This window comes from Acinetobacter corruptisaponis (genome assembly GCF_030053775.1).
Taxonomy (GTDB): Bacteria; Pseudomonadota; Gammaproteobacteria; order Pseudomonadales; family Moraxellaceae; genus Acinetobacter; species Acinetobacter corruptisaponis.
In genome coordinates this window covers 911,375-937,434 of sequence record NZ_CP125669.1, presented here as the reverse complement: position 1 = coordinate 937,434, position 26,060 = coordinate 911,375, and the positions used below count along the sequence as shown (strand labels likewise).

Genomic DNA, 26,060 nt, shown 5'->3' with positions numbered 1-26,060 from the left:
CCATGTACGCAACACGTGATGACATGGTGAAGCGTTACAGCCTGACAGAAGTATCACAGTTAGAGCGTTATTTGACAGGGGGCGAGTCTGTTGACGCTGCAATAGCAGATGCAGGCTCAATTATTGATGGTTGGATTGGCGCTAAGTATGCCGTTCCTCTTGAATACCCACCTGACAATATAAAAATCTTTGTCTGTGATATTGCTCGTTATTTACTTTGGAAAAGCAAAGCATCTGAAGAAGTCCGTAGACGTTATGACGATGCGATGAGCTATCTAAAGGGCGTTTCAAAAGGCACAAACGTTTTACTTGTTAAAAATCCAACAACTCAAGAAGTCAAACCCGCCGCTAAATCACCTACCGCCATGCCAATGGGTACTACATATCGTGGCGGTGTTTTTAGCGATGATGTTTTAAACAAGATGCCAAGCGTCAAGTGAGGTGGTCATGTCAGATAGACAGGGGTTTTACTTTCAAGGTGAGGAAAAGCTTCGGGATTGGCTGCGTAAAGTAGAAGCGAAAGCAGGAGACCATAAAGCGCTTTATGACGAGTTGGGCGATATTCTACTTGAGGGTGTTCACGACCGCTTTAAGCGTGGTGTTGCACCTGACGGCAGACCGTGGCAAAAGTCATGGCGAGCAATCGCCCAAAATGGCCAAACATTAAGAGACACGGGGCGATTGTTGAACTCGATCCGTACTCGACTTAATAAAAATGGCGTTTCAATTCTCACTGACGTTCTATATGCAAAGCTGATGCACTATGGCGGAACCATTAGAGCGAAGAATAAGCCTTATCTTGTTTTTAAAACTCCCACGGGTGGCTGGGTAAAACGCAAATCAATCACGGTTCCTGCGCGTCCAATTTTCGGTGTATCGGAAGATGATGCACAAAACATGCTATTAGCAATCGAAGAATATCTGGAGGATTTACTGAGAGATGCCAAGTAATTATTTTGCGCTTGAGTCAATCATCAAAGCACATCTGCAAGACATTGATTCGATTCAAGCGGTCTACACGCCTTTTTCTGTTGATGACATGCTGCAAGCAACAGCAGTAGCGCCATCTATCAGCATTATTTACGTGGATGATCGAGTGGGTGATTCGGCAGGGAATGGGGCAGCAAGTGTTGTTTATCAGCAATGGCTTATTGTTTTGTGTGTTGAGGAAGCAGGCTCACAGCTTGAAGATACAACACTGGTTCGTAATGCAGCGAGTCCTTTTATCATCGAAATTTTAAAGCGGATGCAAGGGTTTAATCCTCAAGTTTCAGGGTTTAAACAATTCAAGCGAGCAAATGCAGGGGTTCAGCATATGTCAGCAGCAGGCAAGTTGTGGCTGCCGTATTTGTTTGAATGCCAAATGATTAACAGTTTTTGAGGTGCATATGACCAAGCGATATAAAGCATTAAAGCCAGTTGGCCCGTGGTCAAAGGGCGACACAATCGGGGATTTGCCGAAAGTGCAGATCGAAAAACTATTAAGCGATGGTTTGATTATTGAAGTCAAAACAGAACCAAAATTAACAAAAGAGGTAAAAGCCAATGGCTAAACAGTATATTTCGTTGCAAGGTAAATTGTATTTATCGCCGATTGTTGCAGGTGTTGCTGGGGCAGCTCGTCATGTGGGAAATGCGCCAGATTTCGAGATTGAGTTAGATGGTGATGTGATCGAACATCAAGAGTCCACAACGGGTCAACGCACTACTGATTTTATGATGACAAGAACTCGTAGTGTAAACTTTAAAGGCACTTTGGAAGAAGCAAGCAAAGAAAATATTGCTTATATTCTTAATGGTCAAGCAACATCGATTGCAGGCGGAACGGTAACAGCTAAGAATCTCGGTACGGTTGCTGTAGGTCAAGAAGTTGCTTTGGGCGGCTACAATGTGTCGAATGTAGTTATCAAAGATTCAACTGCAACGCCAGTTGTTGTTGATGCATCAAAATATAAAGTTGATGCAGCTTTCGGCACAGTAACTATAAGTGATGTAACTGGTTTAACCATGCCATTAACTGCTGACTTTACCGCAGGCACAGCTTCAGTTACTACAATCAATGACCAAGATAGCAAAGAGTACGAACTCACTTTCCGCGGCATTAACACAGTAGACAATAGCAAAGTCGAAGTGAAGTTGTGGCGTACTAAAAAAGATGCTTCTGCTACATTCCCATTGATTCATGAAGAACTTGGTTCTTATGAAATCAGCGGCATGGCGTTATCTGATGCAGAGAAAGGCAGCGATTCAAGTCTTGGCTTGTTTGGTCGTGTCGTGCAGATTGCAGCACCAGTTTAAGCAATACTTACAGGCACAGGGGCGCATCAGCGTCTTTTTTCGTGCCTGTATTTTTGGATTTTTTCTATGAATGACTTTTTTCTTTTAAACAATGAATCATTGCCACATGTATTTATTGGTCAGAATATTGAGATTAAGCAGATACAGATTAAGAATCTAAACCAGTTTGCTTACTTTGCTGATCCAATAAAGCAATTGGAAAGTTATTCAATAGAAACAATCAAGCCAATTATTCTTACAAGCATTATTCAGATCATGGGCCTTTGTTCTTTGGTCACTTCACTTGATCCAGAGACTTTCTCAAAACATATTGGGAACCAGGATGCTATTGCTGATCTGATTTTAAAAATCGTTCAGGTGAATGAAGCATATTTTAAGGAAGAAAAACCGAAAAAACAGCAAAGAGAAAATCAAAAAAAATATTCTTGGTTTGATTCGTTTCAGCGTCTTATTTCAAACGGACATAGGCAAGATGATATTTTAAATATGTCGTATGGTGCCTTTACTGAGTATTTAAAGGCGGCTCAAAGATGTGAGTTGCAAAGATTAAAAACGATTGCTATAGCAACACGTGCTGCCAATGCCAAAAATAATGATTTTGATAGGTTTGTAAGTGGTTTGGATGGGTGATATAAATACACCACTAAAAACAACAAGATGCTGATATGGCTGAATATTGCGCTCAATGCGCCAAAACTTACAACATGAAAAACGGCTTCATTAACGAATGTAAGCCGAATTTTCTTGCGTTAGTGATTTGTGAGGGATGTGGTCCAATCCAAGTTAATCATAAGGGTGAATGTGTGAGCCATGATTGCGACAATGGAAATCATGCTGTGGACTGGGAAGTGAAAAAGAAGTTGAGAATTTTTTAATGACTTAATTTCGGCCATTTGTTAAATTGCCTATAAATAATAAATGTTGAGCACAACATGATGGGGAAAATTATATTAATAGGCGGAGCATTGGTAATTATAAGCACATTTAGTTTTGCTGATGTGGGGCAAGCTAATGCTCTAGAGCAAATAACTCCATTAAATAAATGTAAAATTAATGGAGAGTGGGTTCTACAGAAAGAGCCTTGTAATGATCCGCAAACAAATTTTGAAGTTTATAAAAGAGAAAGTGGGACATTGGGTGTTGATCATTCCAAGCCTGATTTGAGTGGTCAAAATGATAAAGTTATACCATTAAATTCCAGCGTGATTGATAGGTCAATTTCTCAAGAAAAATGTGTTGGTTTTGGGCAGCGCACAGGATTTGCTAATAAGTGTAAAGAAGTAAATAAAATCTACGGCAAAAGCGATGGTTATGATGATGCTGGTCGTGACTTAGATTATTCATCTGGATATTATCAATTTGGACAGCCTAGTACTCAACGAGTTTCAGGCTATACGCGTTCAGATGGAACTTATGTTAAACCTTATCTTAGACGTAGATAATTATTTTGCTTAGTCTTATTAATGTTAGTAATTTATTTTTAAGGGGAAGATTATGAGCAATTGTCCAAGTTGTCAGTCAAAAAATACAAAAACCTTAGCTATGATTTGGGCAGGCGGAAGTAGAACTGGTCAAAGTGGCTTTGGCGGTGTAAGCGTATCCACAAGTGGCAGAATATCTGTCGGGGGCGGGCGTGGACGATCTTCATCGCAATCACACTTGGCTGCTGGGTGTGCGCCACCAAAAAATAGCTCAATGCCAAAGATTGTTGTTGCGGTATTATTTTTAATGTTCGCTATGCCATTACTAAAAGGGGTTTTAAGTGTTTTTTCAGAGCCTAAATTAATGGATGGTATTTTAAATTTTATTATCTGTGCTCCGCTGCTGGGTTTATTAATCTGGGGATTAGTTAAGCTTTATGCAAAAATGGAATCTCAAAACAAAACAGCACTGTCCAACTATTCAAAAACTTGGATGTGTTTGCGCTGTGGAACTCAATTCATACCAAATGACTAGACTAAGTTGATCTAAAAACCTGCATCAGCAGGTTTTTTATTGCCTAAATTACCCAAGCCGACCTAACAAGTCGGCTTTTTTAATGCCTGAAATTCAGGCGCACCACTGGCTAGGCTGATCCCCGAATCGAAGATGGTCGTTTTCGACTGTTCATACATCTTCTTGCCAGTGTTTTTTCTTAAATGAGTAGTCGGAGCATAGTAATGAATGCGATTGTAGACTTTGAATCAAACCCTTTTATTGAGATTGATCTCAATGGTGAGACACAACTGGGTGTAAATGCTCGTGATTTACACACCATGCTTGAAGTTAAGGCTGATTTTTCCCATTGGATCAAACGAAGAATCAATCAATGCAAGTTTGAAGAAAATTATGACTTTATTAAGGTCGTCAAAAAAGACGAGCTTTCAAAAACAGGTCAATGGATAACTGAATATATTATTTCCGTAGATATGACTAAGCATCTAGGAATGATGGAGCGCAATGGGAGAGGTCATGAAATACGCAAGTACTATATTGAGCAAGAAAAAATTGCTCGTGATGCCTTAAATGGAATCCAACTTGAGATAGGAAAACTATCAATACTTGCAGAACAATGGACAGAAACGCTATCAAATGCTGGTCGGATTTTAAGTGTTGGCGGAAAACAGGTTAAGCCTAAAATATTGAAAAAATTAGATGAACTCATCAAGAAAACTCAACACAAATTAGACTTTGATGACAACCAAGACTAAGCAAATCCACGCCACCTACGGGTGGCTTTTTCATATCTGTAGGAAAATAAGATGGCTTCAAACAGTTTAGATTTTTTACTTAATTTGCGAGCTAATACCACAGGTTTTGATCAAGGAATCAACGGTGCAAAGTTTGCAGTAAATGCGCTTGTAGGTGCTATGGCTGCGCTTGGTGTTGGTTTAGGCGTAAAGGAACTTGCAGAAGCAGCAGACAGCTATGCAACTCTATCAGCACGAATCCAACAGGCTACAAAAGATGGAGGTAACTTTGAGCAAGCGATGTCGGGTGTGCATCAAATCGCACTGCAAACAAACTCAACACTAGATAACACTGGGGCACTGTTCACTCGATTAAATACTGTTGCAAAGGATATGGGGAAATCCCAACAATTTGCACTTGATATGACCAGTACCGTCACTAAAGCGATCCAGTTGGGCGGTAGTAGCACGCAAGAAGCAGAAGCAGCAGTCACTCAGTTTATTCAAGCAATGCAAGGTGGTGTGCTTCGCGGTGAAGAATTTAACAGCATCATGGAGGGTGGTTACGGTTTAGCAGAAGCTTTAGCAAAGGGCTTGGGTAAAACCACTGGTGAACTTCGAAAAATGGCTGAAAATGGCGAGCTTTCAGCAGAACGTGTACTTGCAGCACTGGAAAAACAGAAAGCAGGTGTTGATGCTCAATATGCTGAAATGCCAACTACTATTAGCAATGCACTCCAAAAAATCTCAACGTCTTGGCAGATTCTCATTGGTGAGATGGATCAGGCCAATGGTGCAAGTGCAACAGTAGCTCAATGGTTGTCGGTACTTGCTGATAATATGGGACTTCTAAAACTAATTATTGATGATATAGGTAATGGTTTTACAAAGTTTGGCGCATATTTATCTGATATTTATGATCAGGGTGCAATTGATTCACTCAAAACTGCATTAGGTTCGATTTATGACACAATAAAAACTCTATTCAATACGGTTTTAGATGTAGGTCGAGCATTTAATGATGTGTTTGATGACGCTCTTTCAGGAGTATTTAGTTTCACCGATGGCTTACGTCCAGCAGGCGTAGAGGTAAGCGGACTCCAAAAAGCTTTTGATTCTTTAAATATTGCGATTAATTTGATTGGAGATGGATTTAAGGCGGTTGGCGTAGTAACTAATCTTTTTGCAGGTACTTTGTATAGACTTGCTGCGGTTTGGTACGAAGTTAAAGCGACATTTACATGGGGTGATGTTAAAGAACAAGCTATTGCTAATATTACAGCAATGCAAAATAAATCTGATGAATACTTCACTAAAGGTTTTGATGGTATCAAAAACTATGAATCTCAAACGATCAAATCAATTGAGAACATGGGTAAAACCGAAGATCAGAAAAACGCCGAACGTATTGCCAACAACCAAAAAGCACTCGCTGATTTAAAAGCGCAAGAAGCTCAACATGTAGCTGATTACAAAGCTATCAGCGATGAGCGTATCAAGCTACAACAGCAATTAGTTGATGCTCGAAAATCAGGTGATCAATCAGCGATTGATGCGGCAGTTGCAGGACTTGCTGAACTTGATAAGAAAGAAAAAGCTTATCAGGCTGAAAGTAAGAAAATCAGTGATGAAAAAATCAAGGCGGCACAAGATTGGGCTTCGGCACAAATCGAAGCAGCAACCAAAGGTGGTGTAGCTCTATCAAGTCAAACCAAAAAAACCATTGAAGCGCAAATTGCAGCTCAAGGTCTAGCAGTTGAGTTTGATAAAACTGGCAAAGCGATTGTCAAAGCGATTGAGCAAGAGGCAGGCGCTGCGGTTGTTAGTTTAGAGACACGACTAGGGCAAGGTCGTAAAGCTGCTGAGGCTTTAGGTCTTGATCTTGATGTCGCTCTTAATAAAGTATCTGACGAATTTAAAGTTAAAGCCACAGCTTTAGATACGTTCACCAAAAATTTAGAGTTGATGGGAGTAAAAGGCTCACAAGCTGCGGATGTGACTTATGAGGCATGGTCAAGGCTACTAGAAAAAGCTAAAAGCCAAGCCGAAATTGATGCAGCACAAGCCAAGTTTAAACAGTTTGAAGAACAGGGTGTATTCTCAACAAAACAAGTTGAGATGGGTATGCTTGCGATTCGACAGCAGACCCAAAAATTGCCCGATGATTTGGATGAAACTGGCAAGGCGTTTGAACGGCTTGGCATCAAAACCAAAGAGCAATTAAAGCTTGCTGCTGACGTGGCTATTGCTGACTTCAATCGTATTCAAGCAAGTGGTCAAGCGACAACAGAGGGATTAAAACAGGCTTATGAGCGTGTATTGCAAGCGGCTGTAGCATCAGGCGATCAATCTGCAATTGCAGCAACGAAAGCAAAAGCAGCGTCACTTGGATTGCAAGTTCAAATTGATGAATCAGGCAAAGCGTCTGTGAAGTCGATGAATGAGTTATCTAGTTCACTTGAAAATGTAGGCCGCACTGCAAGCGGATCAGCAGCACAAGGATTCCGCCAACTTGGACGTGTTGCCAAGCAAGAGGCAGAAGAAGTTGCCGAGACTTGGGAACAGGCGATGTCTCGGATTGATAAGCAACGAAAGGCACAGGCAGCAGAAACAGCCAAAGGTCTAGGTCAGATGGCTGATGGTCAAGCTCAAATGGCGCAAGACTTCTATAATCAGTTAATCGCTGGTGGTATGGAGCAAGGGCGAGCCGAGGCATTGAAAAAAGAAGCAATGACGCGGATGAACAATCAGTTACGGGATGCCATTAATGGCGGAACAGCTCAGGGTCGGATTGATGCCATGACGGGGCGTAATGCTTCTGTTGACTGGATGGACAATATCTTAAAAGGATTGGGGAAATCGGGTTCTGTGTCCACGGGTGTGCCTAAAACACCATCTACACCAAACATTCAGCCACCTGAGATTCCACAGATCAAGGTTCCAAATATTGATACAGGATCATCTAACACTGTCACCTACAAGTTCGAATTTGGTGGTAAACAGTTCGAATTACAAGGTGCTCAATCACAACAAAGCATGATCAATGAGTTCTTCAATGAATTGGAGCAGGCGAAGAAGAGGTATTAATGAGACTAGTACGCAAAGCAACAACCGAAGCCGTCCTAATAGAGGACGGTTTTTTATGGTCGGATGAATTTGACTGGAAGCCTGTCGAGCAGAATATTGAACGTGCGATCGATGGCACCTTGATTGTTCAAGAGGGCAAGAAGAAGTCAGGGCGGCCAATAACATTATCACCTAGTGACGGACAGGGTTGGATAAAACGTTCTGATCTATCAACCATTCAAGGCTGGTCGGCACTGCAAGATGAGCAATTCACACTCATTTTTGAGTATCCGCATGACAACCGCCAATTCAATGTGATTTTCAATCATGCTGATGGTGCGATTAATGCCAAGCCAGTGATGGGTTTTCCAACAGTATCAGACGGTGACTATTACGAAGTCACATTGAAATTTTTAGAGGTGCCAGGATGAAACACGAGTCGTTTGAACCGAAAGGCTCTTTTTTTATGCTTAATGAAAATGTGCAGTTGGGATTGGGTGATTGTTTGGAGTTGCTTAAATCTATTCCCGATAATTCTATTGATAGTATCGTCACAGACCCACCCTACGGCCTTAAATTTATGGGGAAAAAGTGGGATTACGATGTTCCAAGTGTTGAAATTTGGGTTGAGTGTTTACGTGTTCTTAAACCAGGTGGGCATCTACTTGCATTCGCTGGAACTCGTACACATCACAGAATGGCTTGCAATATTGAGGATGCTGGATTCGAAATTCGGGACATGATCGCATGGGCTTATGGTTCTGGTTTTCCAAAATCTCATAATTTGAAAAATGATTGGCAAGGCTGGGGTACAGCACTCAAGCCCGCGCTTGAGCCAATCACCGTTGCACGTAAACCATTTAAAGGCACAGTTACTCAAAATGTCTTATTGCACGGTACAGGTGCAATCAATATTGATGAGTGTCGTGTCAAACATGGCGATGATGTTGATATTACAGCAATACAAAGACAGCAAGATGGCACTGACAATGGGTTTCGTTTTGCAAAATCTAAAATAGGAAAAGATGTGTTGATGTATAAGCCGCAGGGCCGCTGGCCTGCAAACCTGATTCACGATGGTAGTGATGAGGTTTTAGCATGTTTTCCTGAAACTAAAAGTGGTGGCGGAAATAAGCACCCAAAAGCCAAATCAACATTTATGGCTTCCACAGAGCGGGATAATTACGCTGGAACAAGCGTAGGTGGTGATGCAGGCAGCGCAGCACGCTTCTTCTACTGTGCCAAGGCATCTAAAAAAGACCGTGGCGAAAACAATAAACATCCGACTGTGAAGCCGCACGAACTTATGAAATACCTTTGCCGACTCATCACCCCACCGAACGGAACTGTTTTAGACCCATTCATGGGGAGTGGTTCGACTGGTAAAGCCGCGATTGCTCATGGATTTAAATTCATCGGAATTGAGCGGGAACAAGAGTATTTCAATATTGCGAAAGGACGAATAACAAATGCCAATTCAAACGAATAACCTTGTTTTATACAAGTCTGAAAGACAGACTGACACGCCAGACGGTGGAGGTAAGTACTCTGGCCAGATCGTGGTGGACGGGGAGAGTAACAACCTTTTCCCTGATGTGTCTGAGCTGGATAGAACAATGGGCCGTGTGTCACTGCGTAAAATCTTTGCCGCCGTGAACAACAATGACACTGAGGCGCTGATGGGTTCAACTGTATTCATTTCAAAAAATCCAGATGATCCTAACGTTTCAGCATTGCTGTTCAGTACCCGTTCCCATACCGATACCCGAGATTCAGCACAGAACCGCCTGGAAAACTATCTGGCAAAAGGTGCCCAGGCAGTAGGTTCATTGCTTGATACCGCATATACGGGAATGAAGTCATTTCAGGTGGCGATGGGCAAGAGTGAGGCCGAGAACAGTATTGGCGACACTATTGTCCTGGTTGTAAGTGAGGGGGCAGTCAACGAGTTTGCACAGTACGTGCGTATCACCAGCGTTGAAACCCGTATAGCAACCATACGCGTGAACAACAATGATGTTGAGTACAAGATTGCCACCTATGGTTTTCAGGACCCGTTATCCCGCGACTTTGTAGGAGTGTCTGCGTTGCAGTGGTACAACAATGCCAAGCCAGCCACCACGTTACGCGATTCAATTGTTGCCGATGCGGGTGTCTACAACGCAAGTGTTGCGCTGGCGGATGATGTTGCGGTGGGGAGTTTCACGGTTCAGGCTGAGTCTATTTTTTCCCAATTGATTCCCTCGTCACAGACCGAAACGCCGTTGCTGGACCTGAATGCAGTCAGCGAAAACCCTGCACTGGTGGCGGGTAATTCTGGAACCATCACTGTGCAGTACACAACAAACGTGAATACATCACAGAGCCTCTATCTTGGTTCAAGTGTATTACCTGGCTCTTTGTCATTTACCCTGTTTGGGCAAGCAATCACTGATAACGGTGGAACTTTAAGAACAACAACAGGCACTCAGGTCGGCACCATTGACTACCAGACAGGCCGCATTGTGTGGACCAATGCCATTGGATCAGGCAACGCAATCCTGAGCATTACATTTACACCTGCATCAGCACCCGTACAGCCTTTTGAATCCTATGCCTTGCCTGTAACCCAGAACAATCAGGGCACAAACTGGACGGGCGTTTTAGTTCCGATTCCTGCACCTGGTGCATTGAGTGTGTCATTCATGGCACAGGGTAAATTCTATGTACTTAAAGATAACGGAACTGGTCGATTGGTTGGTGCAAATGAATCTATTGGTAGTGGTTCAATCAATTACAGCACAGGTACATGGCTGCTAACAACGGGCGCTTTACCTGATGTCGGAACGCCGATCTTGTTGCAATGGGGCAGTCCGATTACAACTTTTGCCCGTGCTGATTTGTCCGTGTCGCCTGCTGGGGTGGATTTCCAGCTATTTCATAACGGAATTGTCAGCTTAACTGCGACTTGGTTATTAGACGGTGAAACCAAAACCGCAACAGTGAATAGCGCGGGTCAGTTCACGGGTGATGCAACAGGCTTTATGACTTTTAACACGGGTAAAGGTCGATTGATACCGAACAAGCTGCCACAGAAAAATACTGTTTTCACACTTACTTATAATTATGGTGAAGGTAAATCGCAAACTAAGACTGCAACGCCTGATGAGAATCAAAAGCTAATTTTCACAATTGGCACAGGTTCAGCAATTCAGCCAAGTTCAGTGGGTCTTGAGATACCGCTATCAATGGAGGTTGGGGGTAACTCAGTCAGCACAGTAACATTGCATGATGTGCCAATAGATGGGACAACTGGCAATCTTGTAAATGATTTTGGGGTTGTGATGGGCACAATCATTTATGCCACAGGGCTTTGCGAAGTCACGCCAACAGCAATAAAAGTGGTATATCAAACAGTTTATACACCAGTCACTAGCTATATTTCGGGGTAATTATGGGTAATGTTATTCCAGCTCCAATTGAGTTTAAATTTCCACAGTCGTCAGAGGTGGTGCGTGCTGAGCACACACTAAAAGCCTTTAATGCCACAACCATACAAGTCAAATATCGCGATGAATCAGGATCAGGCAGCAGCTCAACAACAGTTACAGCCGATAAGCTTAAATTTGATTTAACACAGGGCTTTGATGAGCAAATCTTATCGAGTTCTGTACGTTTTAAATTGGGTGCAGATACCTTTGTTGACCGAGCTGGGCTTTTATATCGCAATGTGGATACCGCAACAGGATCAGGCACACAATCAGGCGTTATCCAATATGGCACAGGTGTTATTGAGTTGGAGAGTTGGACACCAGATGTTGATAATCAACTGACATTGCAGTCTTTGACCACAACGACAGATATGTTGCCGATTAATCACGTCAGCTTTAGAACGCCAACAATTCCAATTCGACCAGGCTCTTTAACGGTTGTTGTAGCATCATTAGAATTTGGTCAATTAACACTGACAGCAAATCAAGCTGGTGTGATTGAAACAGATGAAGCGCACGGTTCAATTAATTATGAGACGGGTTTTGTAGACATCTATTTCTACAAGAAAACCAAAAAATCCGATCATCCTGAGATTGTTGATGAGGATTGGTACGATCCATTGCTTGATTACACTGACACAGGAAATACGGTTTGGGTGAATGCGCCCGTGTGGATTGATGCAACATCGGTTCGTTATAACGCTGTGGCCTATACCTATATTCCGCTTGATTCTGAAATACTAGGGCTGTCTGCAACTCGTTTACCGCCTGATGGTCGAGTACCAATCTTTCGTGTTGGTGACATTGGTGTGATTGCTTCATCTAAGCTGCAACAGTTGCCAAGTCATGTGGCGGGTCAGACCTATGACTTAGCAGATCAGCGTATTTCGTGGTGTGAGCTTGAAGATAGTAATGGCGTAAAAGTTCCGTATGACATGTACACCGTGAACTATGATTACGGAAAAGTGACTTTAAGCGGTGACTTTGCTCTGAATAGTCTTGTTGCACCAATTTCGGCAGCATATCGTTATCAAGACATGGGATTGATTAACGATGTGCAGATCAGTGGTCAGATCACATTAACAAAGCCTGTTTCCCACAACTACGATGCTGACAACTCAATTGTCGGTTCTGCATTGGTCATTGGTGATATGTTCAGTCGCTACACATCCAGGTTTGTGCAGGGGACATGGAGTAATGTATGGGCGGATACACCAAGCGGGGCAACTATTTCGGCGAACTACAATGATGCCCTATACCCAATTGAAGTGACCAACAAGGGGGCAATACAGGAAAGATGGGCACTGGTATTCACAGACAATGACAATTTTAGGATCATCGGTGAAGTGTCTGGACAGATCGGAACTGGAAATAAAAGTGATGACTGTGCGCCAATCAACCCTATAACCAGTGCCCCATATTTTAAGGTTAAAAAAGAGGGTTGGGGTACAGGCTGGGTATCGGGCAATGTTCTACGCTTCAATACCATTGCCGCAATGTATCCAATCTGGTGTATTCGCACAGTGAAACAATCCGAACCAACAACCTTGAGTGACAATTTCCAGATTATGTATCGCGGTGACATTGACCGAGACGTTTAAACCCAAATAAGGGCTGCGATTGCAGCCTTTTTTATGCGAGAAATTTATGATTAAGCAAACACAGACAAAGATGTTTGATTTTTCCGACGTTGATCTTGATTTCTGTGCTGGATCAAAGAACAGGTTTCCAGCGGTATTTAAGAAAATGCTCTCAGCGGGCTACAACCCTCAAACAGCCAATGCTGTCACCATATTAGGAAGCCAGATCACCTTAACCTATGGTGTAAATCACGGCTATGTTGCTGATCGTGTACTACAGGTCATGGCAACAGGTGGTTTTAACAAAGAGGTTTATATAGACAGTGTCACTTCAAGTACAGTGACATGTACGGTGCCAGATGGAATCACAGCAGGTTTAACAGGGGTCATCAATACTAAAATTGCGTCGCTTGGTTGGGATATTGTTTATGAGGTTGGTAATATTCATGTTTATAAAATGAAGCATATTGATGACACAGATATGTATGTGCGTATGTGTTTTCAGGATGCAATAGATGCGGCACGAAATTGTATTGCTATAGGAATTGGCAGAACTGTAGATTTAACAACGGGGTTTATCACAGATAGCAATTGCATTGATGATCTTAAAAATTGTATGAATGTAGCATCTGCTACATCAAATATACGATGGGACTTTACACAAAGTACATCACGTTTATTCGACAACTTTACCTATTCTCAGGGTTACGCAACATTTGGAAAGGGTGTGATTGTTGGTAGTCCATATCATTTAATTCTTGGTTATCACAATAGTTCAGATAGTAAAAATTCAGTGGTTTCTGGAATATTTCCATTTCAATCGGTTTATGCAGTTTTAGACTATCCAATCTTATTTGCTCAAAATAATGGAGTTCCAGATGTTAGTGGTGATACTGGCCAACTTGGGCGAGCAATAGCATATATCGGTAAAACCGCAGTTGTTTTTCATAATTCTGATATACATCTATTGCAACGAAATTTCTCAAACAACAGTTTTTTGCCAGCAAGCATAGATGGTTTCAATACAACGACCTGCCTATCGCTGCCAGTGTATACATCAGTTGAAAAGCAATATGTCGGCCATTGTCAGGGTGGTGTATACCAGGCCTGTTATGACGCTACAAATTGTCCAGCACTGGGGTATCAGGCTTCACCTGCAATGACTACTGACGTGGATTTTACAGCAAATGTATTTACACACTATTTGCGTGATGGCGGTAATAACACAAGTACGGCTTGGTTGGTATTTGCAGTAGAGGAGATCAAGCATGGCCCTTAAAATTATTCGGTCAATACCAAAACACGGTATGCGAATTATAACTCCAATGAACACAAATCAAGGATTTGGCAAGATTTCTGGCACCATAAAGAAACTTGGGTCCAATTATTCACCAGTGCCTGTGTGCCTGTTTCGTCGTGATAACCGTCAATTGTTATGGGAAACCACATCAAAAGCTGATGGATCATATTTATTTAGAAACATTGCCGTGGGGCTTGAATGCTTTATCGTGGCATTCGATCCGAACAATCAATACAACGCAGTAATTCAAGACAGGGTGATTGTGAAATGATTACTTTTAGTAATGCGGTTATTAATGACAGATTACTAGCTTTGACACGTGCTTTAGATGCAAACTCGAATCCAGGCAAGTTGTTAATTTATGGTGGCACAGCACCAGTGGCAGGACAATCAACCTCAGAAACGCTGTTATGTGAACTTACATTTCCAAAACCCAGTGCTGGTAACTATAGCAATAAAACTTTGGCTATTAATAATCCTAATCCTGCTCTAGCTTTGGCAAGCGGTACTGTCACTTGGGCAAGGCTTGTTGATGGGTCTAATGCCTGGGTTGCAGATTGCAATGCTGGTGGGCAAGGCTCAAATGCCGTAGTACAAGTACAAAACGAAAATGGTGAGTTGTACGCAGGTGGCAATGTCACTGTGACTTTGGCACAAATAGCGGAGGTATAGGCATGGCGGGTATTCGGCTTGAGTTCGCGCAGTTTGGTGACTTTGATTCTTTTGATGTAATTCGCTCTCTGTCAAGTATGGTTGGAGTTGCTAATATTGACTTGCCAAGCCCCATCGTTACTGGCTTAACTACAATGTACTATGTAGACACTACTGTTTCAGAAGATACCACTTATTATTATAAAATAAGAGTTTGGCGTGGTGCTAATAGTGTTGTAAGCAATGAGATCAAGTGTTTTGCAGGTGCATATATTGCAAAAATACTTGCTGACCATCCGATTGCGTATTACCCAATGAATGAAGAATCTGGAGGGTTTGCTTTCGATATAACATCAAACCCAGTAAATGGAACAATATTCGATTGTGCTATGGGACAGGCTGCATTATCAAGAAGGCTTGGTAAATGTTATTACTTCGATGGATCAAGCAGAATAGAACTAGGTTCGCCATCTAAATTTAGCATTGCAAGCTCTGTGAGTCTTGAATGTTGGATGAAACCTACAGTGCTTGGTGGAAATACTGTGCAGATCGGCTTTAACTCTGGTTTGCGCATGCAAATCGGATCCGCTGCAAATATGATTTTCTCTGGTGCAAATAAATTATCATCTTCACCAATTCTCACGATAAACACGCTCTATCATATAGTTTTTACTTGTACAGCTTCTGAGTTGAAGATTTACATCAATGGTGTTCTTGCAGGATCAATTGCAGGTGGTGGTTGGTCGGGAATTGGTTCAGTGGCTAATAGTGCGATTGGTTATGCAGGTGCAGGCCATGGTGAATATTTTACAGGCTATATGTCTAATATCGCATTATATAATTATGCGTTAACAGCAGAGCAAGTGTCTGAGCATTACAATGTAGGAATTGCGGCATAAAATGAGCGATGAATATGAGCATAGTAAGCCTTATTTGCTTACAGCAGAATACTTTGATAACCCACAGCCAAGTGTATTAACAGCTCCATATGATTTACATGCAGTGTATGATGAGGCCGCAACCTCAAGCCAATCACTTGTATTTATTGTTAGTGTTTCTGCGCCACAACTAAGCATTACTACTAATTCTGAATATGTTCCTCAAATCAATGCAAAGATTAATGCTGTAGTAACTGCACCAATCTTAACAGTTGCATTAAATTCAACTGAGCCAGTAGAGCAGACAGATGTAATATTTAGTATTGCAGTCTCAGCCCCCGTCTTAAGTATTGGCACTATATTTGACTTTAATAATCAGCGTGGGCTTAGCTACTATGGTTGTCTTAACTATCAATCAGCACATCCTATTTTATTTAATTACTTAAGCAGATGGGCAAAACCATTTTTAAAGGCGCATAACAGCGCCTTTATTTTTGAGCGCGGGTTGACCATTTCAAATACTGTCACTGTTGGTTTTGACAAAGCCACATTTCTTCAGCATGCAGTTAAAACGGTATTTGAAGAGGCAACAGGGCTTTCCAGTGATTTACAAATCGTATGGCAGGAGAATGACAAACGTTTTATTGCCAGGACACTGGTATTTGAGGAATCTGAAAAGCTGCTGATCAATCGTCAGACTGACTGGCAGGAAATGATCAGGAAGCGCAGGAAATTTACCTTTAGTCATGAAGTCGCAGATGTGTTTGAAAAGCGGTTTACGTTCAAACATGACAAAGGCTTGGAGTTGATTACAACAGACTCAATCTCGTGGGATGTGGCAAAAGCAGTCTATTACCGCAAGTCATCTGTCGATCCAATTGAACCACAGCCAAAGCCTGAGTATGTCGGGTCCACTGACCTGAATTTTATCTGTCTGTGCAGTGGGCCTGATCCACATAACCTTGTTTTAAATTTCGGTGCCGATGACTGTATTCCTGGTCTGGCACCTGTTGACTGGTGGTATATCGTGAATGATTTAAAAGTAACCCGCCTGGATAACGGGCAGGAAATTCAGGTTAAAAGTGGTAATTATAGATGTGATCGGAATGGCTGGTGCTGGTCGTACAATCTTGTTATTCCATCCTATGAATTGCCAAAAACATTATCAATTAATGGGCAGCCAGTAATACTGAAGATTATGATCAATGGCAATGAACATAGAATGCTTGTTGAAAGCCGTCCACGGTCGCAGAGCTTTGCGAATGACACTAGAACACTGGTTGGGCGTAGCCCAAGCGCTTTACTTGATGCGCCATATTCGCCGACACGTTCTTTCACACAGGAGAATGAGCGAACATCAGTACAACTGGCACAGGCTGAGCTTGACCGTGTAAACAGTGACATTGTTCTAAACTGGCAATTGATTGATGCGCTTGGCTGGATCTTGCCAGCAAACAGTATGAGTTACTCAAACCTTACCCCAATTGCTGCAATAAAGTTGCTGGCTGATGCTGGTGGTGGATTTATCTATAGTGAACCTGCAAGCAATACACTGACGATCAAGTCAATGTATAAAAAGGTGTACTGGGATTCCGTGACCATTGATGATTATGACCGTTTAATCCCTGAAAGCATTGTGACCAATCTTGATATTTCCGATACACCTTATCCAGACTACAACGGTATCTTTTTAACCAATGACCGTTCTGGTGATACTGGACAGGTGAAGCGTATTGGAACGGCAGGTGATGTTCTTCAGGAGCCAGTAAATAGTCCACTTTTTACATCAGCACTAGTAATGCACAGCAAGGGGCGTTCAATACTGGCCAAGTCTGGCATGGTTGAAAACCACAGTTGGGAATTGCCAATTGCCAGTGAAATCGGGCTATGCACACCAGGTGAATTGATTGCCTATAACGGTGAATGGTTTGGGGTGGTTGATAGCGTAAGTGGGTCATTTACCAACAGCGTTGTTAAGCAGACCATTGAAGTGGAGAGGGTGAACCGTGAGTAACATATTCAACCGCTTTTTGGAGTTAATACCCAGGAATCCCGAATTTATAGCGACAGTGCAAAGTGCGGACCATCCTAACTACAAGGTTTTGGTTGTGGATGGCACGGGGCTTGTGCTGTGCACCAGTTCAACAGTTTTTAACGTGGGAGACCGAGTTTATATCAGTGGAAATGAAATAAAGAGAAGTGCGCCCACGGGCGTTGTGTACCAAATCGAAGTTTAATCTCAGATTGAATCGTAAATTAAACTAAACATGGGCGCTTAAAGCGTCTTTTTTATTATCTGGAGAAAAGTGGATGCATGAGCATTTATCGATTAAAGCGCTACCGTGGTTTTTAAAAATCATTGCGGCAGTTATTGGGGCGATATTCGCACTTACTTTAAGTGGAGATATTGATACTCAGGGGCGGATCAAGATCAACATCAGCGTGATCATGAAGTTTGTTTTTAGTGTGGCCATAAGTCTTTATGGTGGATCAGCATTCATTGAATACTATGATCTGGCAGGACATTACTCGCACATGGCACAGGGCTTTGTCATGCTGATGTTTGCTGTGTTTGGGATGCTGTGCATTGGTATCCTGTATCAGGCTGTACAGTTGATGAAAGGGAAATCACTTGCGGAAATCATTGTTGAGGTGAAAGAAACATTCGGTTCAATTTTTAAATAACACTAATTTATCAAATGCCGCCTTGTGCGGTTTTTTTACGTCTAAAGGAAAGTGAAATGAGTAAATTAACTTTTGATCAAGCTTTCGAGCGCTTGATTGGACATGAGGGAAACTTCACAAACGATAAGAATGATCGTGGTAACTGGACCACAGGCATTATCGGGAAAGGTCAGTTAAAAGGCACCAAGTACGGTATTTCAGCAATGACTTACCCACAGCTTGATATTAAAAACCTGACTTTGGCACAGGCCAAAAATATCTACAAACGGGATTGGTGGGATGCGCTTAACGCAAACAGCATTAATCCAGCAATTGTATTTCAAGTGTGGGACTTTGCTATTAACGCTGGCATGGCTACAGCTAAGCGTAAATTACAAAGCGCTGTAGGTGTTGCTGATGACGGAATTATTGGGCCAATCACGCTGCAAGTAATTAATAGCACTGATTTAAATGACGTGTTGATGAGGTTTAATGCGGAGCGCCTAACGTACTACACAAAATTATCGACATGGCCCAGTTATGGAAAAGGCTGGACAAATCGTGTTGCAGGGCAACTTAGATACGCAGCAGTCGATAATTAAAGTGCAATGCAAACGCTCACTACCAAGTATGATTGTGAGCGCTTTTGTTTTTCTACTATACAAATGATTTTGTCAAAACACATATAAATACTTTCGTATCATGTATAAAAATCATGTTTATTCTAAACTTTCACCATTGATGAAAGTTTAGAATAATTTTGGAATAAAAAACTATCAAAAAGTTTAAAGTTAAAGTGACATTACTCACTTTAACTTAGTCGGAATTTTCATACAAAAATTTTAACAGTGTACTTTCCTTTCATTTTTGTCGATTCACCAGATATCATTAGATAATTATCCTCCTCATTGTAAGCATACTTTTGATATTCTTCGGAAAAATCTAAATGATATAGATCGGATGTAAGAGTATCATCCTCTTCTAAGTGAATACTTCCACCATTGTAACCGATCATGCGGACTTGAATTTTTGCTGGATACTCCAAAGTCCCCAATTTGTAGCTATATTCAATTTTTGCATGAAAATCATAAATACCACTAGAGTCCTTTCTAAGATTATTTTTAATTAGAAAGTCTTGTAAATTCATAATATTTTGCATTTTATTTCCTTTTTTAAAATATGAGCACCCCTAATGCTAAAGGGGTCTTTCAACATGATAGTGGTCTTCAAAATAGTAGTCATTAGAAATATCCAACCACGCATTAAGCTCAGTATCAAATTCTAAAACCCTGTTCTTGAATAGTCTAATCACACGATTATTTTTAAACCCAAAATGCGAAGCTTCAGCTGGTAATTCAGACCAAACTACACGTCCATTTTCAGCAAACCAATCCTCCCAAGCTATCTGGATCTCTTTAATGTAAAACTCTTGCTTTTCTTTATTCCAAGCAAATGGATGCTCTGTATTTAGTTTGGTGACATGCTTGCGGATGAAATATTTATTTTTCTTATGCTCATCAATGAAAAGATTGAGCTGATTTTCCAAAAACATATAAGGCACAATGATTGTGTCATTTAACGCAATATCAAAGGCTTCAAACGTATCTATTTCTGAAATAACGCGCTGAGTTTTGTTCCATTCTTTAAAGTGATCATTATGAGTTGACTCCGCTACGCTCATAGCTTCAGCAAAATCTAAACGATGCTCACCACGCTTCTTTAAATTCACATATCGTTTCAATGTGTTCCATGATTCATGCAATGTAATTGTCTGCAACTGCGGAATAGTAAAACCCTCCTCGGCATATCGTGTGGCCGCCTCATGTCTCAAATCATGGAATCTGAGATCTTCAATATTGAGCTGATTACAAGCTCTTGTGAAGTAAGCTGAAACTGTTTTAGTGTTTACTGGCACCAATAAATTATCGCTGTATCCCATCTCCAAAACGCGTGTCCGAGTTTCCTTTTCCATGAACTTTCCAATCAGCATGGTAGTTTTTGGTTCAAGATGAAAATACTTATGATTTCCCTCAGATCCGTCAGGATGCTTTGCATCACGTACTAGCCACTGTGTATTGTGCCGATCGTAATCAGTTAGACGTAATGAACAAATCTCATCCTCACGCCGCCCAGAATAGATGGCGAACCACATTATTAAATGCATTGGCACTGAGCGCTTCTTTCGCATCCATTTTCTATAAAAATGAGTTGTGAGTGCTTGAAGCTCGTCAGATGTTGGTAACCGATCCCGAAGTTTGCTTTTAGTCACGATCCTAGCTTTACGGAGTCCGATAACCGATTTATCAAACTCATCAATGACTTTCTCAATATCTTTACCCCATACGAATTGAGCATGTACTAAGACAGCTTTAATATGACTCAATTCTTTTAATACTGTAGAGGGGGCAACGCCCTCTATCCCCAGTGCAGGGTCACCTTTACGCCGACCAATAGCAAAATCAGAAAAATCCTGACGAGCTAAGGAATAGATATTTTTCTCAGATAGATCTACACTAGCGATCCGTTTTAAAGCGCCAGTTTTTGTTCTGGCGAAGCTATCAGCTTCATCTAAGTATGCAGTGATAAATTCAGCCAATGTTGCTTGCTTTAATTCTTCAGCAGGATTCAACATTTTATCTGGATTTATTTCAATCTCGGCCTCAGTTCTTCTAATCCATTCTTCAGCTAATGATTTTTTACTGAAAGTCTTTGATGCATTGAAAACAGGATAGCCCTCGCGCTTCACACGGACCTGAGCACGGTAACGTGTTGTACCATCAGTTTGAGTACGTTTTGTGACTGTTCCCATTAATTTGCACCACAAATATTTTAAGGTGCAAATAGGGTGCAACTAAAGTACATGCAAAGTCAAGAATACGCGACTAAACGAGAGTAAAAGAGGTTTAAGAAATTGAGTCAAAACAACACTATTAAAGAATTGTTTGATAAATCAATAGATAAGAAACTTTGGGTCGCGCCTATGGCAGGTGTCACTGACAGGCCATTCCGTTCATTATGCAAGTACTTCGGGGCAGGGCATGCGGTCAGTGAAATGATGACGGCGGATAAAACCTTGCGCATGAGCAAAAAGAGTTTATATCGGGCCAATTTTGATGGTGAACTTGCACCCATCTCCGCACAAATTGCAGGTTCTGATCCGCTTGAATTAGCTGAGGCAGCACGCTATCAGGTTGCCAATGGTGCACAAATTGTTGATATCAATATGGGCTGCCCAGCCAAAAAAGTCTGTAACAAGCTCGCTGGTTCAGCCTTGCTTCAGGATGAAGATCTGGTCGCCCGTATTTTGGATGCTGTGGTTGCTGCGGTAGATGTTCCTGTCACCTTAAAAACACGTCTGGGTTTTCTGAATGGTCAGGAAAATATCTTGCGTGTGGCAAAACAAGCTGAACAGGCAGGCATTGCAGCCTTGGCCCTGCATGGGCGCACCCGTGAGGATATGTATTTAAATACAGCCCGTTATGAGTTGATTAAGCAAGTTAAGCAAATGATCAATATTCCCTTAATTGCCAATGGTGATATTGATAGTCCTGAAAAAGCCAAATATGTGCTGGACTATACAGGTGCGGATGCGATTATGATTGGACGGGCCGCACAGGGAAGACCGTGGATTTTTCGGGAAATCGCGCATTATCTAAAAACTGGCGAACATCTGGCTGCACCTGATATTGCCGAAGTAAAAGCGGTCCTACTTGGTCATCTGGCTGAACTTTATCAGTTCTATGGTGAGTATTCTGGTTGCCGTATTGCCCGTAAGCATATCGCCTGGTACACCAAGGGCTTACGTTCAAGTAATGAATTTCGTCAGAATATGTATAAGGTTGAAAATACCGCTGATCAGGCGAAAGTGGTGGAAGCCTATTTTGATCAGTTGCTTGATCAAGGACAGCGTATGAGTGATGTTCAGGTTGAGCAGGTAAATTTATTAGAGATCAAGTAGGGGCGAAGTGAATTCGCCCAAAGTATTGATTATTCCAAATGTGCAGTGATTTTCTGTAGGATTTGCAGAATCACATCAAACTCACTTTGCAGTGGTGTGCTCTTACGCGTCACCAAGGCAAGGATGCGGCTTGGAGCATCTTCAATTGATTTCACTTCAATATCTTCATTGAAATGAATCATGCTGTTCTTCAATGCAATTTCAGGCAATAAAGTAAAGCCTAGGTCTGAAGAGACCATTTCCACCAAGGTTGGTAGTGAACTTGCCTTTAAACGGTGGTCATTCTTGCGTTCACCCACAGGGCAGGCACTGAGGGCATGGTCACGCAAACAATGACCTTCTTCCAGCAGCATAAGGCGGGACAAATCCAGATCATCCAGGGAATTTGCATTGGCCGCATTTTTATCTTTCTTGTTGTAGACAAGGAATAAATGCTCTTTGGCAATTTCGACAACCTTTAAGCTACGCGTATCAAAAGGCAGCGCAAGTACAATCATGTCCAGATTGCCATGTTCCAGTTTCTCTACAATCTTCTCGCTTTGAGCCTCATGCAGGTGGAGTTGAATTTTTGGCAACTGCTGGTGCACTTCATCCAGAAGCTGGGTTAGGATAAAGGGGGCAATGGTTGGGATGATGCCAAGATGTAGGTCACCCGTTAAAGGTTCGCTCATTTCACGGCTTAAACGCATCAGGTCCTGCGCATCGGCCAATAATACACGGGCCCTTGCGACAACCTGCTCACCTAGAGGGGTCAAACGGACGTTTTGACGATCACGCTCAACTAAGACGCCACCTAATAAGCGCTCCAGTTCCATGATGCCACCCGACAGTGTTGACTGGGTAACAAATGAACGGCGTGCTGCTTCGGTAAAATGTAAAGTTTCTGACAACGTAACTAAATATGATAGCTGTCTTAATGAGGGTAATGCAGCCATAGTGTCCTAGTGTGATGATCTAAAATGATGAGCAAACAAACCGCTAAGTTGTGGAATGAAATGTGCTGGAATATCATGCCCCATTCCTTGAATTAATTCAAACTTAGCACCAGAAATCGCTTTTGCTACAGCTTTTCCGTGACTTGGGGGCAGCAAACGGTCTCTTGAGCCATGAACCACCAAGGTCGGTTGGGTAATGTTCCTGTTTAATGGCAACAGGGAACCCGTACATAATATTGCTAAAAACTGTTGAAGTACACCCGCTGGGTAAAAACTACGACGATATAGCTTGCGAATGGTTTGAATTGCCTCAACCTGGTTCACATAACCTGGCGAACCAATGATGTGAAATACTTTCAGGCTGTGATTGACGATGGTTTCCTCGTCATGTGCTGGTGGTTTGCCCAGTAGGCTTAAAATCTGTTTTGGATAAGGTGGCGGCAGAAAAGGCTGGTTGTTACTGGTAAACAGTAAACCCACTTTTTCAACTTTTTCTGGATATTTTGCCGCAACAATCTGTGAAATCATGCCACCCATGGATGCACCAAGAATATAGGTTTTCTCTATACCCAACTGGTCAATCAGCATGGCAACATCATCTGCCATGTCATAAAGGGTATAGGGCGCTCCCTCATTGCCAAGACCGACCATAAAACGACTCATCAGCTTCATGGTGTTGAGGCGTTGGCGTTCCTTGTTGCGGACCTTGGAAGATAGGCCAATATCACGGTTGTCAAAACGGATGACACGGAAGCCCTGATCAATCAGTGATTTACAAAAGAAGTCAGGCCAGAACAGCATTTGTGCACCCAAACCCATGATCAGTAGAATGGTTGGGTGTTCAGGATTGCCGCCCATCTCTACATGCAATTCAATGCCATTGCCCAAAGTAACTTTGGTTTCCTGCATAAAAGGTGCATAAGGCGACATATTAAATTGTAGAGCACTGTTCATGGCATTCGTTCCGTGTTGAATTTTTTTTATAAATACAGGGTCAGAGTTTGCTGGACATTCATTTCACAACAAACTCTGGTATTTAAACCCTAAACCTGTGCAGGAATCAAGTCTGGAACGAGTTTGGTTAGGGTTAAACGCTGTTTGCCTGCGGTTGCCCCCAACAGCACAAAACCTCTTAAGGTGCCTTGACTGTCCGCTGCTTTGGCAAGCATACCGTCATCAAACTCTTCAGTTTCCCAGTTCACCTCAACATCCAGTGGTGCAGGTAAAACAGTTAGCGGTGCGGCAGGTGTTTTTACCGCAACTGGCATTGCAGGATAATGGACATTGGTATTTTGTCCACTCAGTGTTTTTGCCAAGGCACGGGCCTGTTGCATGATTGGCATGACGAATGGCAGCAATGTTCCATTCACCTCAGCACAGTCACCCACCGCATAGATGTCAGGCTGGCTGGTTTCCAATAGGGTATTGGTAATGATGCCACGACTGGTCTGGATATTTGCTTCTTTTGCCAGTGCAATATTGGGCTGTAAACCAATTGCTGAAAGAACGATGTCAGCGACCAAGGTCTGACCATTGGCCAATGTGACCGCATAGTCTTCGCCATCATTGATCTTGGTCACTTTTTCAACAGTGGTTGAAAGGGCGAATTTAATGCCCGCCTGCTCTAAATTGGTTTTAAACGCTTCAGCAACATGGTTTGGTAATAAACGACCCAGTGGTTGTGGGGCAAGGTCAATCACGGTAACATCGTAGTCACTGTGAAGTAAGTCATTGGCAAATTCACAGCCAATCAAGCCCGCACCTAAAATAACCACACGCTTGTCTTTACGTTTTGACAGGTTTTCACGGAATGTACGGTAATCAGTCAGTGAGTTCACCACATGAATATCATCGCTACCATCACCTGCAATCGCTAAACGGATTGGATTGGCACCCACAGCCAAAACGAGTTTTGAATAGGGTTGAGTAATGGTTTCACCATTTTTTTCCAATGTGATTTCATGGCTTTCAGCATTGATTTCCTTGACCCAAGTTGCTGCCTCAATACGCATGTTCAACTGGGTTGCCATTTTTGCGGCATCGCCCAAAGCAATTTGTTCAGGTGCCTTATTGCCCGCAAAGGCATTGGATAATGTTGGTTTTGCATAATTCACCGCATCATCCGCACAGATCATAACCAGTTCCTGTTCAGGACTGAGTTTACGAAATTCTCGCGCAACGGTGTAACCCGCCATACCTGATCCAATGATGATGATAGGATGCATTATATTCTCCAATATTTTTTTCACTTAAAACACATTACAGGAAAAAAAAGACCATGCTCATGTCATGGTCTTTTTTAATTTATTTAGATTTCAACCATTTCAAAATCAGCTTTTGAAACGCCGCAATCTGGGCAAGTCCAGTCATCTGGGATGTCTTCCCATTTGGTACCTGCCGCAATGCCGTCTTGTGGCCAGCCTTCAGCTTCGTCGTAAATCCATCCACAGACGATACATTGATATTTTTTCATGTGACTCTCCAAACTGATAGGTATGCTCAAGTTGCCTTTCAGTAAAACTATTCCATAATGTCGCTACGATCGCTGCAATGAACTAACTTGTGTTGATCGGGAGTTAGATTTTTACGCA

General features: G+C 42.1%; 30 protein-coding genes. 24 read left to right on the top strand and 6 right to left on the bottom strand.

Features of this window, described 5'->3' with window-relative positions; translation table 11 throughout:
• Nucleotides 1-2: 2 nt before the first annotated feature.
• The 23 genes from QLH32_RS04655 to QLH32_RS04550 all read left to right on the top strand — a co-directional run bounded on the left by QLH32_RS04655 (nucleotide 3) and on the right by QLH32_RS04550 (nucleotide 19,178).
• Nucleotides 3-440, top strand: coding sequence for a gp436 family protein (locus QLH32_RS04655; protein WP_283268357.1), 438 nt, complete (start codon nucleotides 3-5; stop codon nucleotides 438-440).
• 7 nt (nucleotides 441-447) lie between these two features.
• The gene (locus tag QLH32_RS04650) at nucleotides 448-951 is read left to right on the top strand and encodes a phage virion morphogenesis protein (protein ID WP_283268355.1); all 504 of its coding nucleotides are present in this window, start codon (nucleotides 448-450) and stop codon (nucleotides 949-951) included.
• On the top strand, nucleotides 941-1,381 hold the full coding sequence (locus QLH32_RS04645) for a phage tail terminator protein (RefSeq protein ID WP_283268354.1): 441 nt from the start codon (nucleotides 941-943) through the stop codon (nucleotides 1,379-1,381). Before QLH32_RS04650 ends, QLH32_RS04645 begins: the two co-directional genes overlap by 11 nt.
• Before the next feature lie 7 nt (nucleotides 1,382-1,388).
• Nucleotides 1,389-1,553, top strand: coding sequence for a hypothetical protein (locus QLH32_RS04640; protein WP_164467931.1), 165 nt, complete (start codon nucleotides 1,389-1,391; stop codon nucleotides 1,551-1,553).
• Nucleotides 1,546-2,298 (top strand): phage tail tube protein, encoded by a 753-nt coding sequence (locus QLH32_RS04635; RefSeq protein WP_283268353.1) that lies wholly within the window; start codon nucleotides 1,546-1,548, stop codon nucleotides 2,296-2,298. Before QLH32_RS04640 ends, QLH32_RS04635 begins: the two co-directional genes overlap by 8 nt.
• Nucleotides 2,299-2,364: 66 nt before the next feature.
• Nucleotides 2,365-2,928 carry a hypothetical protein gene (locus QLH32_RS04630; protein WP_283268352.1) on the top strand — a complete coding sequence of 188 codons (564 nt, stop codon included), beginning with the start codon at nucleotides 2,365-2,367 and terminating at the stop codon, nucleotides 2,926-2,928.
• A gap of 35 nt (nucleotides 2,929-2,963) precedes the next feature.
• Entirely contained in the window at nucleotides 2,964-3,173 is a 210-nt protein-coding gene (locus QLH32_RS19885) for a hypothetical protein (protein ID WP_490046012.1), read from the top strand.
• Nucleotides 3,174-3,230: 57 nt separating this feature from the next.
• Nucleotides 3,231-3,740, top strand: coding sequence for a hypothetical protein (locus QLH32_RS04625; protein ID WP_283268351.1), 510 nt, complete (start codon nucleotides 3,231-3,233; stop codon nucleotides 3,738-3,740).
• A gap of 52 nt (nucleotides 3,741-3,792) precedes the next feature.
• Entirely contained in the window at nucleotides 3,793-4,254 is a 462-nt protein-coding gene (locus QLH32_RS04620; protein WP_283268350.1) for a hypothetical protein, read from the top strand.
• Nucleotides 4,255-4,457: 203 nt separating this feature from the next.
• Nucleotides 4,458-4,988: an antA/AntB antirepressor family protein gene (locus QLH32_RS04615; protein ID WP_283268349.1), complete on the top strand. Its 531-nt coding sequence runs from the start codon at nucleotides 4,458-4,460 to the stop codon at nucleotides 4,986-4,988.
• Nucleotides 4,989-5,039: 51 nt separating this feature from the next.
• Entirely contained in the window at nucleotides 5,040-8,054 is a 3,015-nt protein-coding gene (locus tag QLH32_RS04610) for a tape measure protein (RefSeq protein WP_283268348.1), read from the top strand.
• Nucleotides 8,054-8,464, top strand: a complete 411-nt coding sequence (locus tag QLH32_RS04605; protein ID WP_283268347.1) for a hypothetical protein — start codon at nucleotides 8,054-8,056, stop codon at nucleotides 8,462-8,464. Before QLH32_RS04610 ends, QLH32_RS04605 begins: the two co-directional genes overlap by 1 nt.
• The gene (locus QLH32_RS04600) at nucleotides 8,461-9,522 is read left to right on the top strand and encodes a DNA-methyltransferase (protein ID WP_283268346.1); all 1,062 of its coding nucleotides are present in this window, start codon (nucleotides 8,461-8,463) and stop codon (nucleotides 9,520-9,522) included. Before QLH32_RS04605 ends, QLH32_RS04600 begins: the two co-directional genes overlap by 4 nt.
• The gene (locus QLH32_RS04595) at nucleotides 9,503-11,464 is read left to right on the top strand and encodes a hypothetical protein (protein ID WP_283268345.1); all 1,962 of its coding nucleotides are present in this window, start codon (nucleotides 9,503-9,505) and stop codon (nucleotides 11,462-11,464) included. Before QLH32_RS04600 ends, QLH32_RS04595 begins: the two co-directional genes overlap by 20 nt.
• Before the next feature lie 2 nt (nucleotides 11,465-11,466).
• Nucleotides 11,467-13,104 (top strand): hypothetical protein, encoded by a 1,638-nt coding sequence (locus QLH32_RS04590; RefSeq protein ID WP_432442301.1) that lies wholly within the window; start codon nucleotides 11,467-11,469, stop codon nucleotides 13,102-13,104.
• A 46-nt stretch (nucleotides 13,105-13,150) separates the two neighbouring features.
• The gene (locus QLH32_RS04585; RefSeq protein WP_283268344.1) at nucleotides 13,151-14,362 is read left to right on the top strand and encodes a hypothetical protein; all 1,212 of its coding nucleotides are present in this window, start codon (nucleotides 13,151-13,153) and stop codon (nucleotides 14,360-14,362) included.
• Nucleotides 14,352-14,654 carry a carboxypeptidase regulatory-like domain-containing protein gene (locus tag QLH32_RS04580; protein WP_283268343.1) on the top strand — a complete coding sequence of 101 codons (303 nt, stop codon included), beginning with the start codon at nucleotides 14,352-14,354 and terminating at the stop codon, nucleotides 14,652-14,654. Before QLH32_RS04585 ends, QLH32_RS04580 begins: the two co-directional genes overlap by 11 nt.
• Nucleotides 14,651-15,055, top strand: coding sequence for a hypothetical protein (locus QLH32_RS04575; protein WP_283268342.1), 405 nt, complete (start codon nucleotides 14,651-14,653; stop codon nucleotides 15,053-15,055). Before QLH32_RS04580 ends, QLH32_RS04575 begins: the two co-directional genes overlap by 4 nt.
• A gap of 2 nt (nucleotides 15,056-15,057) precedes the next feature.
• Nucleotides 15,058-15,933, top strand: coding sequence for a LamG domain-containing protein (locus QLH32_RS04570; RefSeq protein ID WP_283268341.1), 876 nt, complete (start codon nucleotides 15,058-15,060; stop codon nucleotides 15,931-15,933).
• A gap of 1 nt (nucleotide 15,934) precedes the next feature.
• Nucleotides 15,935-17,926, top strand: a complete 1,992-nt coding sequence (locus QLH32_RS04565; RefSeq protein ID WP_283268340.1) for a hypothetical protein — start codon at nucleotides 15,935-15,937, stop codon at nucleotides 17,924-17,926.
• Nucleotides 17,919-18,149 (top strand): hypothetical protein, encoded by a 231-nt coding sequence (locus QLH32_RS04560; RefSeq protein WP_283268338.1) that lies wholly within the window; start codon nucleotides 17,919-17,921, stop codon nucleotides 18,147-18,149. The genes QLH32_RS04565 and QLH32_RS04560 overlap by 8 nt, the downstream gene beginning before the upstream one ends.
• 73 nt (nucleotides 18,150-18,222) lie before the next feature.
• Nucleotides 18,223-18,597, top strand: a complete 375-nt coding sequence (locus QLH32_RS04555; protein ID WP_283268337.1) for a hypothetical protein — start codon at nucleotides 18,223-18,225, stop codon at nucleotides 18,595-18,597.
• A 56-nt stretch (nucleotides 18,598-18,653) separates the two neighbouring features.
• On the top strand, nucleotides 18,654-19,178 hold the full coding sequence (locus tag QLH32_RS04550; protein ID WP_283268336.1) for a glycoside hydrolase family 108 protein: 525 nt from the start codon (nucleotides 18,654-18,656) through the stop codon (nucleotides 19,176-19,178).
• A 227-nt stretch (nucleotides 19,179-19,405) separates the two neighbouring features.
• On the opposite strand, the gene QLH32_RS04545 is transcribed toward QLH32_RS04550, so the two are convergent.
• Together QLH32_RS04545 and QLH32_RS04540 are read right to left on the bottom strand one after the other, a co-directional pair.
• The gene (locus tag QLH32_RS04545) at nucleotides 19,406-19,735 is read right to left on the bottom strand and encodes a hypothetical protein (protein ID WP_283268335.1); all 330 of its coding nucleotides are present in this window, start codon (nucleotides 19,733-19,735) and stop codon (nucleotides 19,406-19,408) included.
• A gap of 36 nt (nucleotides 19,736-19,771) precedes the next feature.
• A complete protein-coding gene (locus QLH32_RS04540) occupies nucleotides 19,772-21,385 on the bottom strand; it encodes a tyrosine-type recombinase/integrase (protein WP_283268333.1) in 1,614 nt (537 codons plus the stop codon).
• Nucleotides 21,386-21,514: 129 nt separating this feature from the next.
• Between QLH32_RS04540 and dusB the strand changes: the two genes are divergently transcribed.
• The gene (dusB, locus tag QLH32_RS04535) at nucleotides 21,515-22,534 is read left to right on the top strand and encodes a tRNA dihydrouridine synthase DusB (RefSeq protein ID WP_283269281.1); all 1,020 of its coding nucleotides are present in this window, start codon (nucleotides 21,515-21,517) and stop codon (nucleotides 22,532-22,534) included.
• A 29-nt stretch (nucleotides 22,535-22,563) separates the two neighbouring features.
• On the opposite strand, the gene oxyR is transcribed toward dusB, so the two are convergent.
• From oxyR to rubA, 4 genes are all read right to left on the bottom strand, one after another.
• The gene (oxyR, locus tag QLH32_RS04530; protein WP_267980888.1) at nucleotides 22,564-23,469 is read right to left on the bottom strand and encodes a LysR family transcriptional regulator OxyR; all 906 of its coding nucleotides are present in this window, start codon (nucleotides 23,467-23,469) and stop codon (nucleotides 22,564-22,566) included.
• A 6-nt stretch (nucleotides 23,470-23,475) separates the two neighbouring features.
• Nucleotides 23,476-24,423, bottom strand: coding sequence for an alpha/beta fold hydrolase (locus QLH32_RS04525; RefSeq protein WP_283268332.1), 948 nt, complete (start codon nucleotides 24,421-24,423; stop codon nucleotides 23,476-23,478).
• An 89-nt stretch (nucleotides 24,424-24,512) separates the two neighbouring features.
• Nucleotides 24,513-25,694: a rubredoxin reductase RubB gene (gene rubB, locus QLH32_RS04520; RefSeq protein WP_283268331.1), complete on the bottom strand. Its 1,182-nt coding sequence runs from the start codon at nucleotides 25,692-25,694 to the stop codon at nucleotides 24,513-24,515.
• Between the two features lie 83 nt (nucleotides 25,695-25,777).
• Nucleotides 25,778-25,942 (bottom strand): rubredoxin RubA, encoded by a 165-nt coding sequence (gene rubA, locus QLH32_RS04515; protein ID WP_004678010.1) that lies wholly within the window; start codon nucleotides 25,940-25,942, stop codon nucleotides 25,778-25,780.
• Nucleotides 25,943-26,060: the final 118 nt, after the last annotated feature.

Bases quoted from the DNA above. Each gene is read 5' to 3' on its own strand.
- QLH32_RS04655 (WP_283268357.1), top strand. From the start codon at position 3: ATGTACGCAACACGTGATGACATGGTGAAGCGTTACAGCCTGACAGAA.
- QLH32_RS04650 (WP_283268355.1), top strand. From the start codon at position 448: ATGTCAGATAGACAGGGGTTTTACTTTCAAGGTGAGGAAAAGCTTCGG.
- QLH32_RS04645 (WP_283268354.1), top strand. From the start codon at position 941: ATGCCAAGTAATTATTTTGCGCTTGAGTCAATCATCAAAGCACATCTG.
- QLH32_RS04640 (WP_164467931.1), top strand. From the start codon at position 1,389: ATGACCAAGCGATATAAAGCATTAAAGCCAGTTGGCCCGTGGTCAAAG.
- QLH32_RS04635 (WP_283268353.1), top strand. From the start codon at position 1,546: ATGGCTAAACAGTATATTTCGTTGCAAGGTAAATTGTATTTATCGCCG.
- QLH32_RS04630 (WP_283268352.1), top strand. From the start codon at position 2,365: ATGAATGACTTTTTTCTTTTAAACAATGAATCATTGCCACATGTATTT.
- QLH32_RS19885 (WP_490046012.1), top strand. From the start codon at position 2,964: ATGGCTGAATATTGCGCTCAATGCGCCAAAACTTACAACATGAAAAAC.
- QLH32_RS04625 (WP_283268351.1), top strand. From the start codon at position 3,231: ATGATGGGGAAAATTATATTAATAGGCGGAGCATTGGTAATTATAAGC.
- QLH32_RS04620 (WP_283268350.1), top strand. From the start codon at position 3,793: ATGAGCAATTGTCCAAGTTGTCAGTCAAAAAATACAAAAACCTTAGCT.
- QLH32_RS04615 (WP_283268349.1), top strand. From the start codon at position 4,458: ATGAATGCGATTGTAGACTTTGAATCAAACCCTTTTATTGAGATTGAT.
- QLH32_RS04610 (WP_283268348.1), top strand. From the start codon at position 5,040: ATGGCTTCAAACAGTTTAGATTTTTTACTTAATTTGCGAGCTAATACC.
- QLH32_RS04605 (WP_283268347.1), top strand. From the start codon at position 8,054: ATGAGACTAGTACGCAAAGCAACAACCGAAGCCGTCCTAATAGAGGAC.
- QLH32_RS04600 (WP_283268346.1), top strand. From the start codon at position 8,461: ATGAAACACGAGTCGTTTGAACCGAAAGGCTCTTTTTTTATGCTTAAT.
- QLH32_RS04595 (WP_283268345.1), top strand. From the start codon at position 9,503: ATGCCAATTCAAACGAATAACCTTGTTTTATACAAGTCTGAAAGACAG.
- QLH32_RS04590 (WP_432442301.1), top strand. From the start codon at position 11,467: ATGGGTAATGTTATTCCAGCTCCAATTGAGTTTAAATTTCCACAGTCG.
- QLH32_RS04585 (WP_283268344.1), top strand. From the start codon at position 13,151: ATGATTAAGCAAACACAGACAAAGATGTTTGATTTTTCCGACGTTGAT.
- QLH32_RS04580 (WP_283268343.1), top strand. From the start codon at position 14,352: ATGGCCCTTAAAATTATTCGGTCAATACCAAAACACGGTATGCGAATT.
- QLH32_RS04575 (WP_283268342.1), top strand. From the start codon at position 14,651: ATGATTACTTTTAGTAATGCGGTTATTAATGACAGATTACTAGCTTTG.
- QLH32_RS04570 (WP_283268341.1), top strand. From the start codon at position 15,058: ATGGCGGGTATTCGGCTTGAGTTCGCGCAGTTTGGTGACTTTGATTCT.
- QLH32_RS04565 (WP_283268340.1), top strand. From the start codon at position 15,935: ATGAGCGATGAATATGAGCATAGTAAGCCTTATTTGCTTACAGCAGAA.
- QLH32_RS04555 (WP_283268337.1), top strand. From the start codon at position 18,223: ATGCATGAGCATTTATCGATTAAAGCGCTACCGTGGTTTTTAAAAATC.
- QLH32_RS04550 (WP_283268336.1), top strand. From the start codon at position 18,654: ATGAGTAAATTAACTTTTGATCAAGCTTTCGAGCGCTTGATTGGACAT.
- QLH32_RS04545 (WP_283268335.1), bottom strand. From the start codon at position 19,735: ATGCAAAATATTATGAATTTACAAGACTTTCTAATTAAAAATAATCTT.
- QLH32_RS04540 (WP_283268333.1), bottom strand. From the start codon at position 21,385: ATGGGAACAGTCACAAAACGTACTCAAACTGATGGTACAACACGTTAC.
- oxyR (WP_267980888.1), bottom strand. From the start codon at position 23,469: ATGGCTGCATTACCCTCATTAAGACAGCTATCATATTTAGTTACGTTG.
- QLH32_RS04525 (WP_283268332.1), bottom strand. From the start codon at position 24,423: ATGAACAGTGCTCTACAATTTAATATGTCGCCTTATGCACCTTTTATG.
- rubB (WP_283268331.1), bottom strand. From the start codon at position 25,694: ATGCATCCTATCATCATCATTGGATCAGGTATGGCGGGTTACACCGTT.
- rubA (WP_004678010.1), bottom strand. From the start codon at position 25,942: ATGAAAAAATATCAATGTATCGTCTGTGGATGGATTTACGACGAAGCT.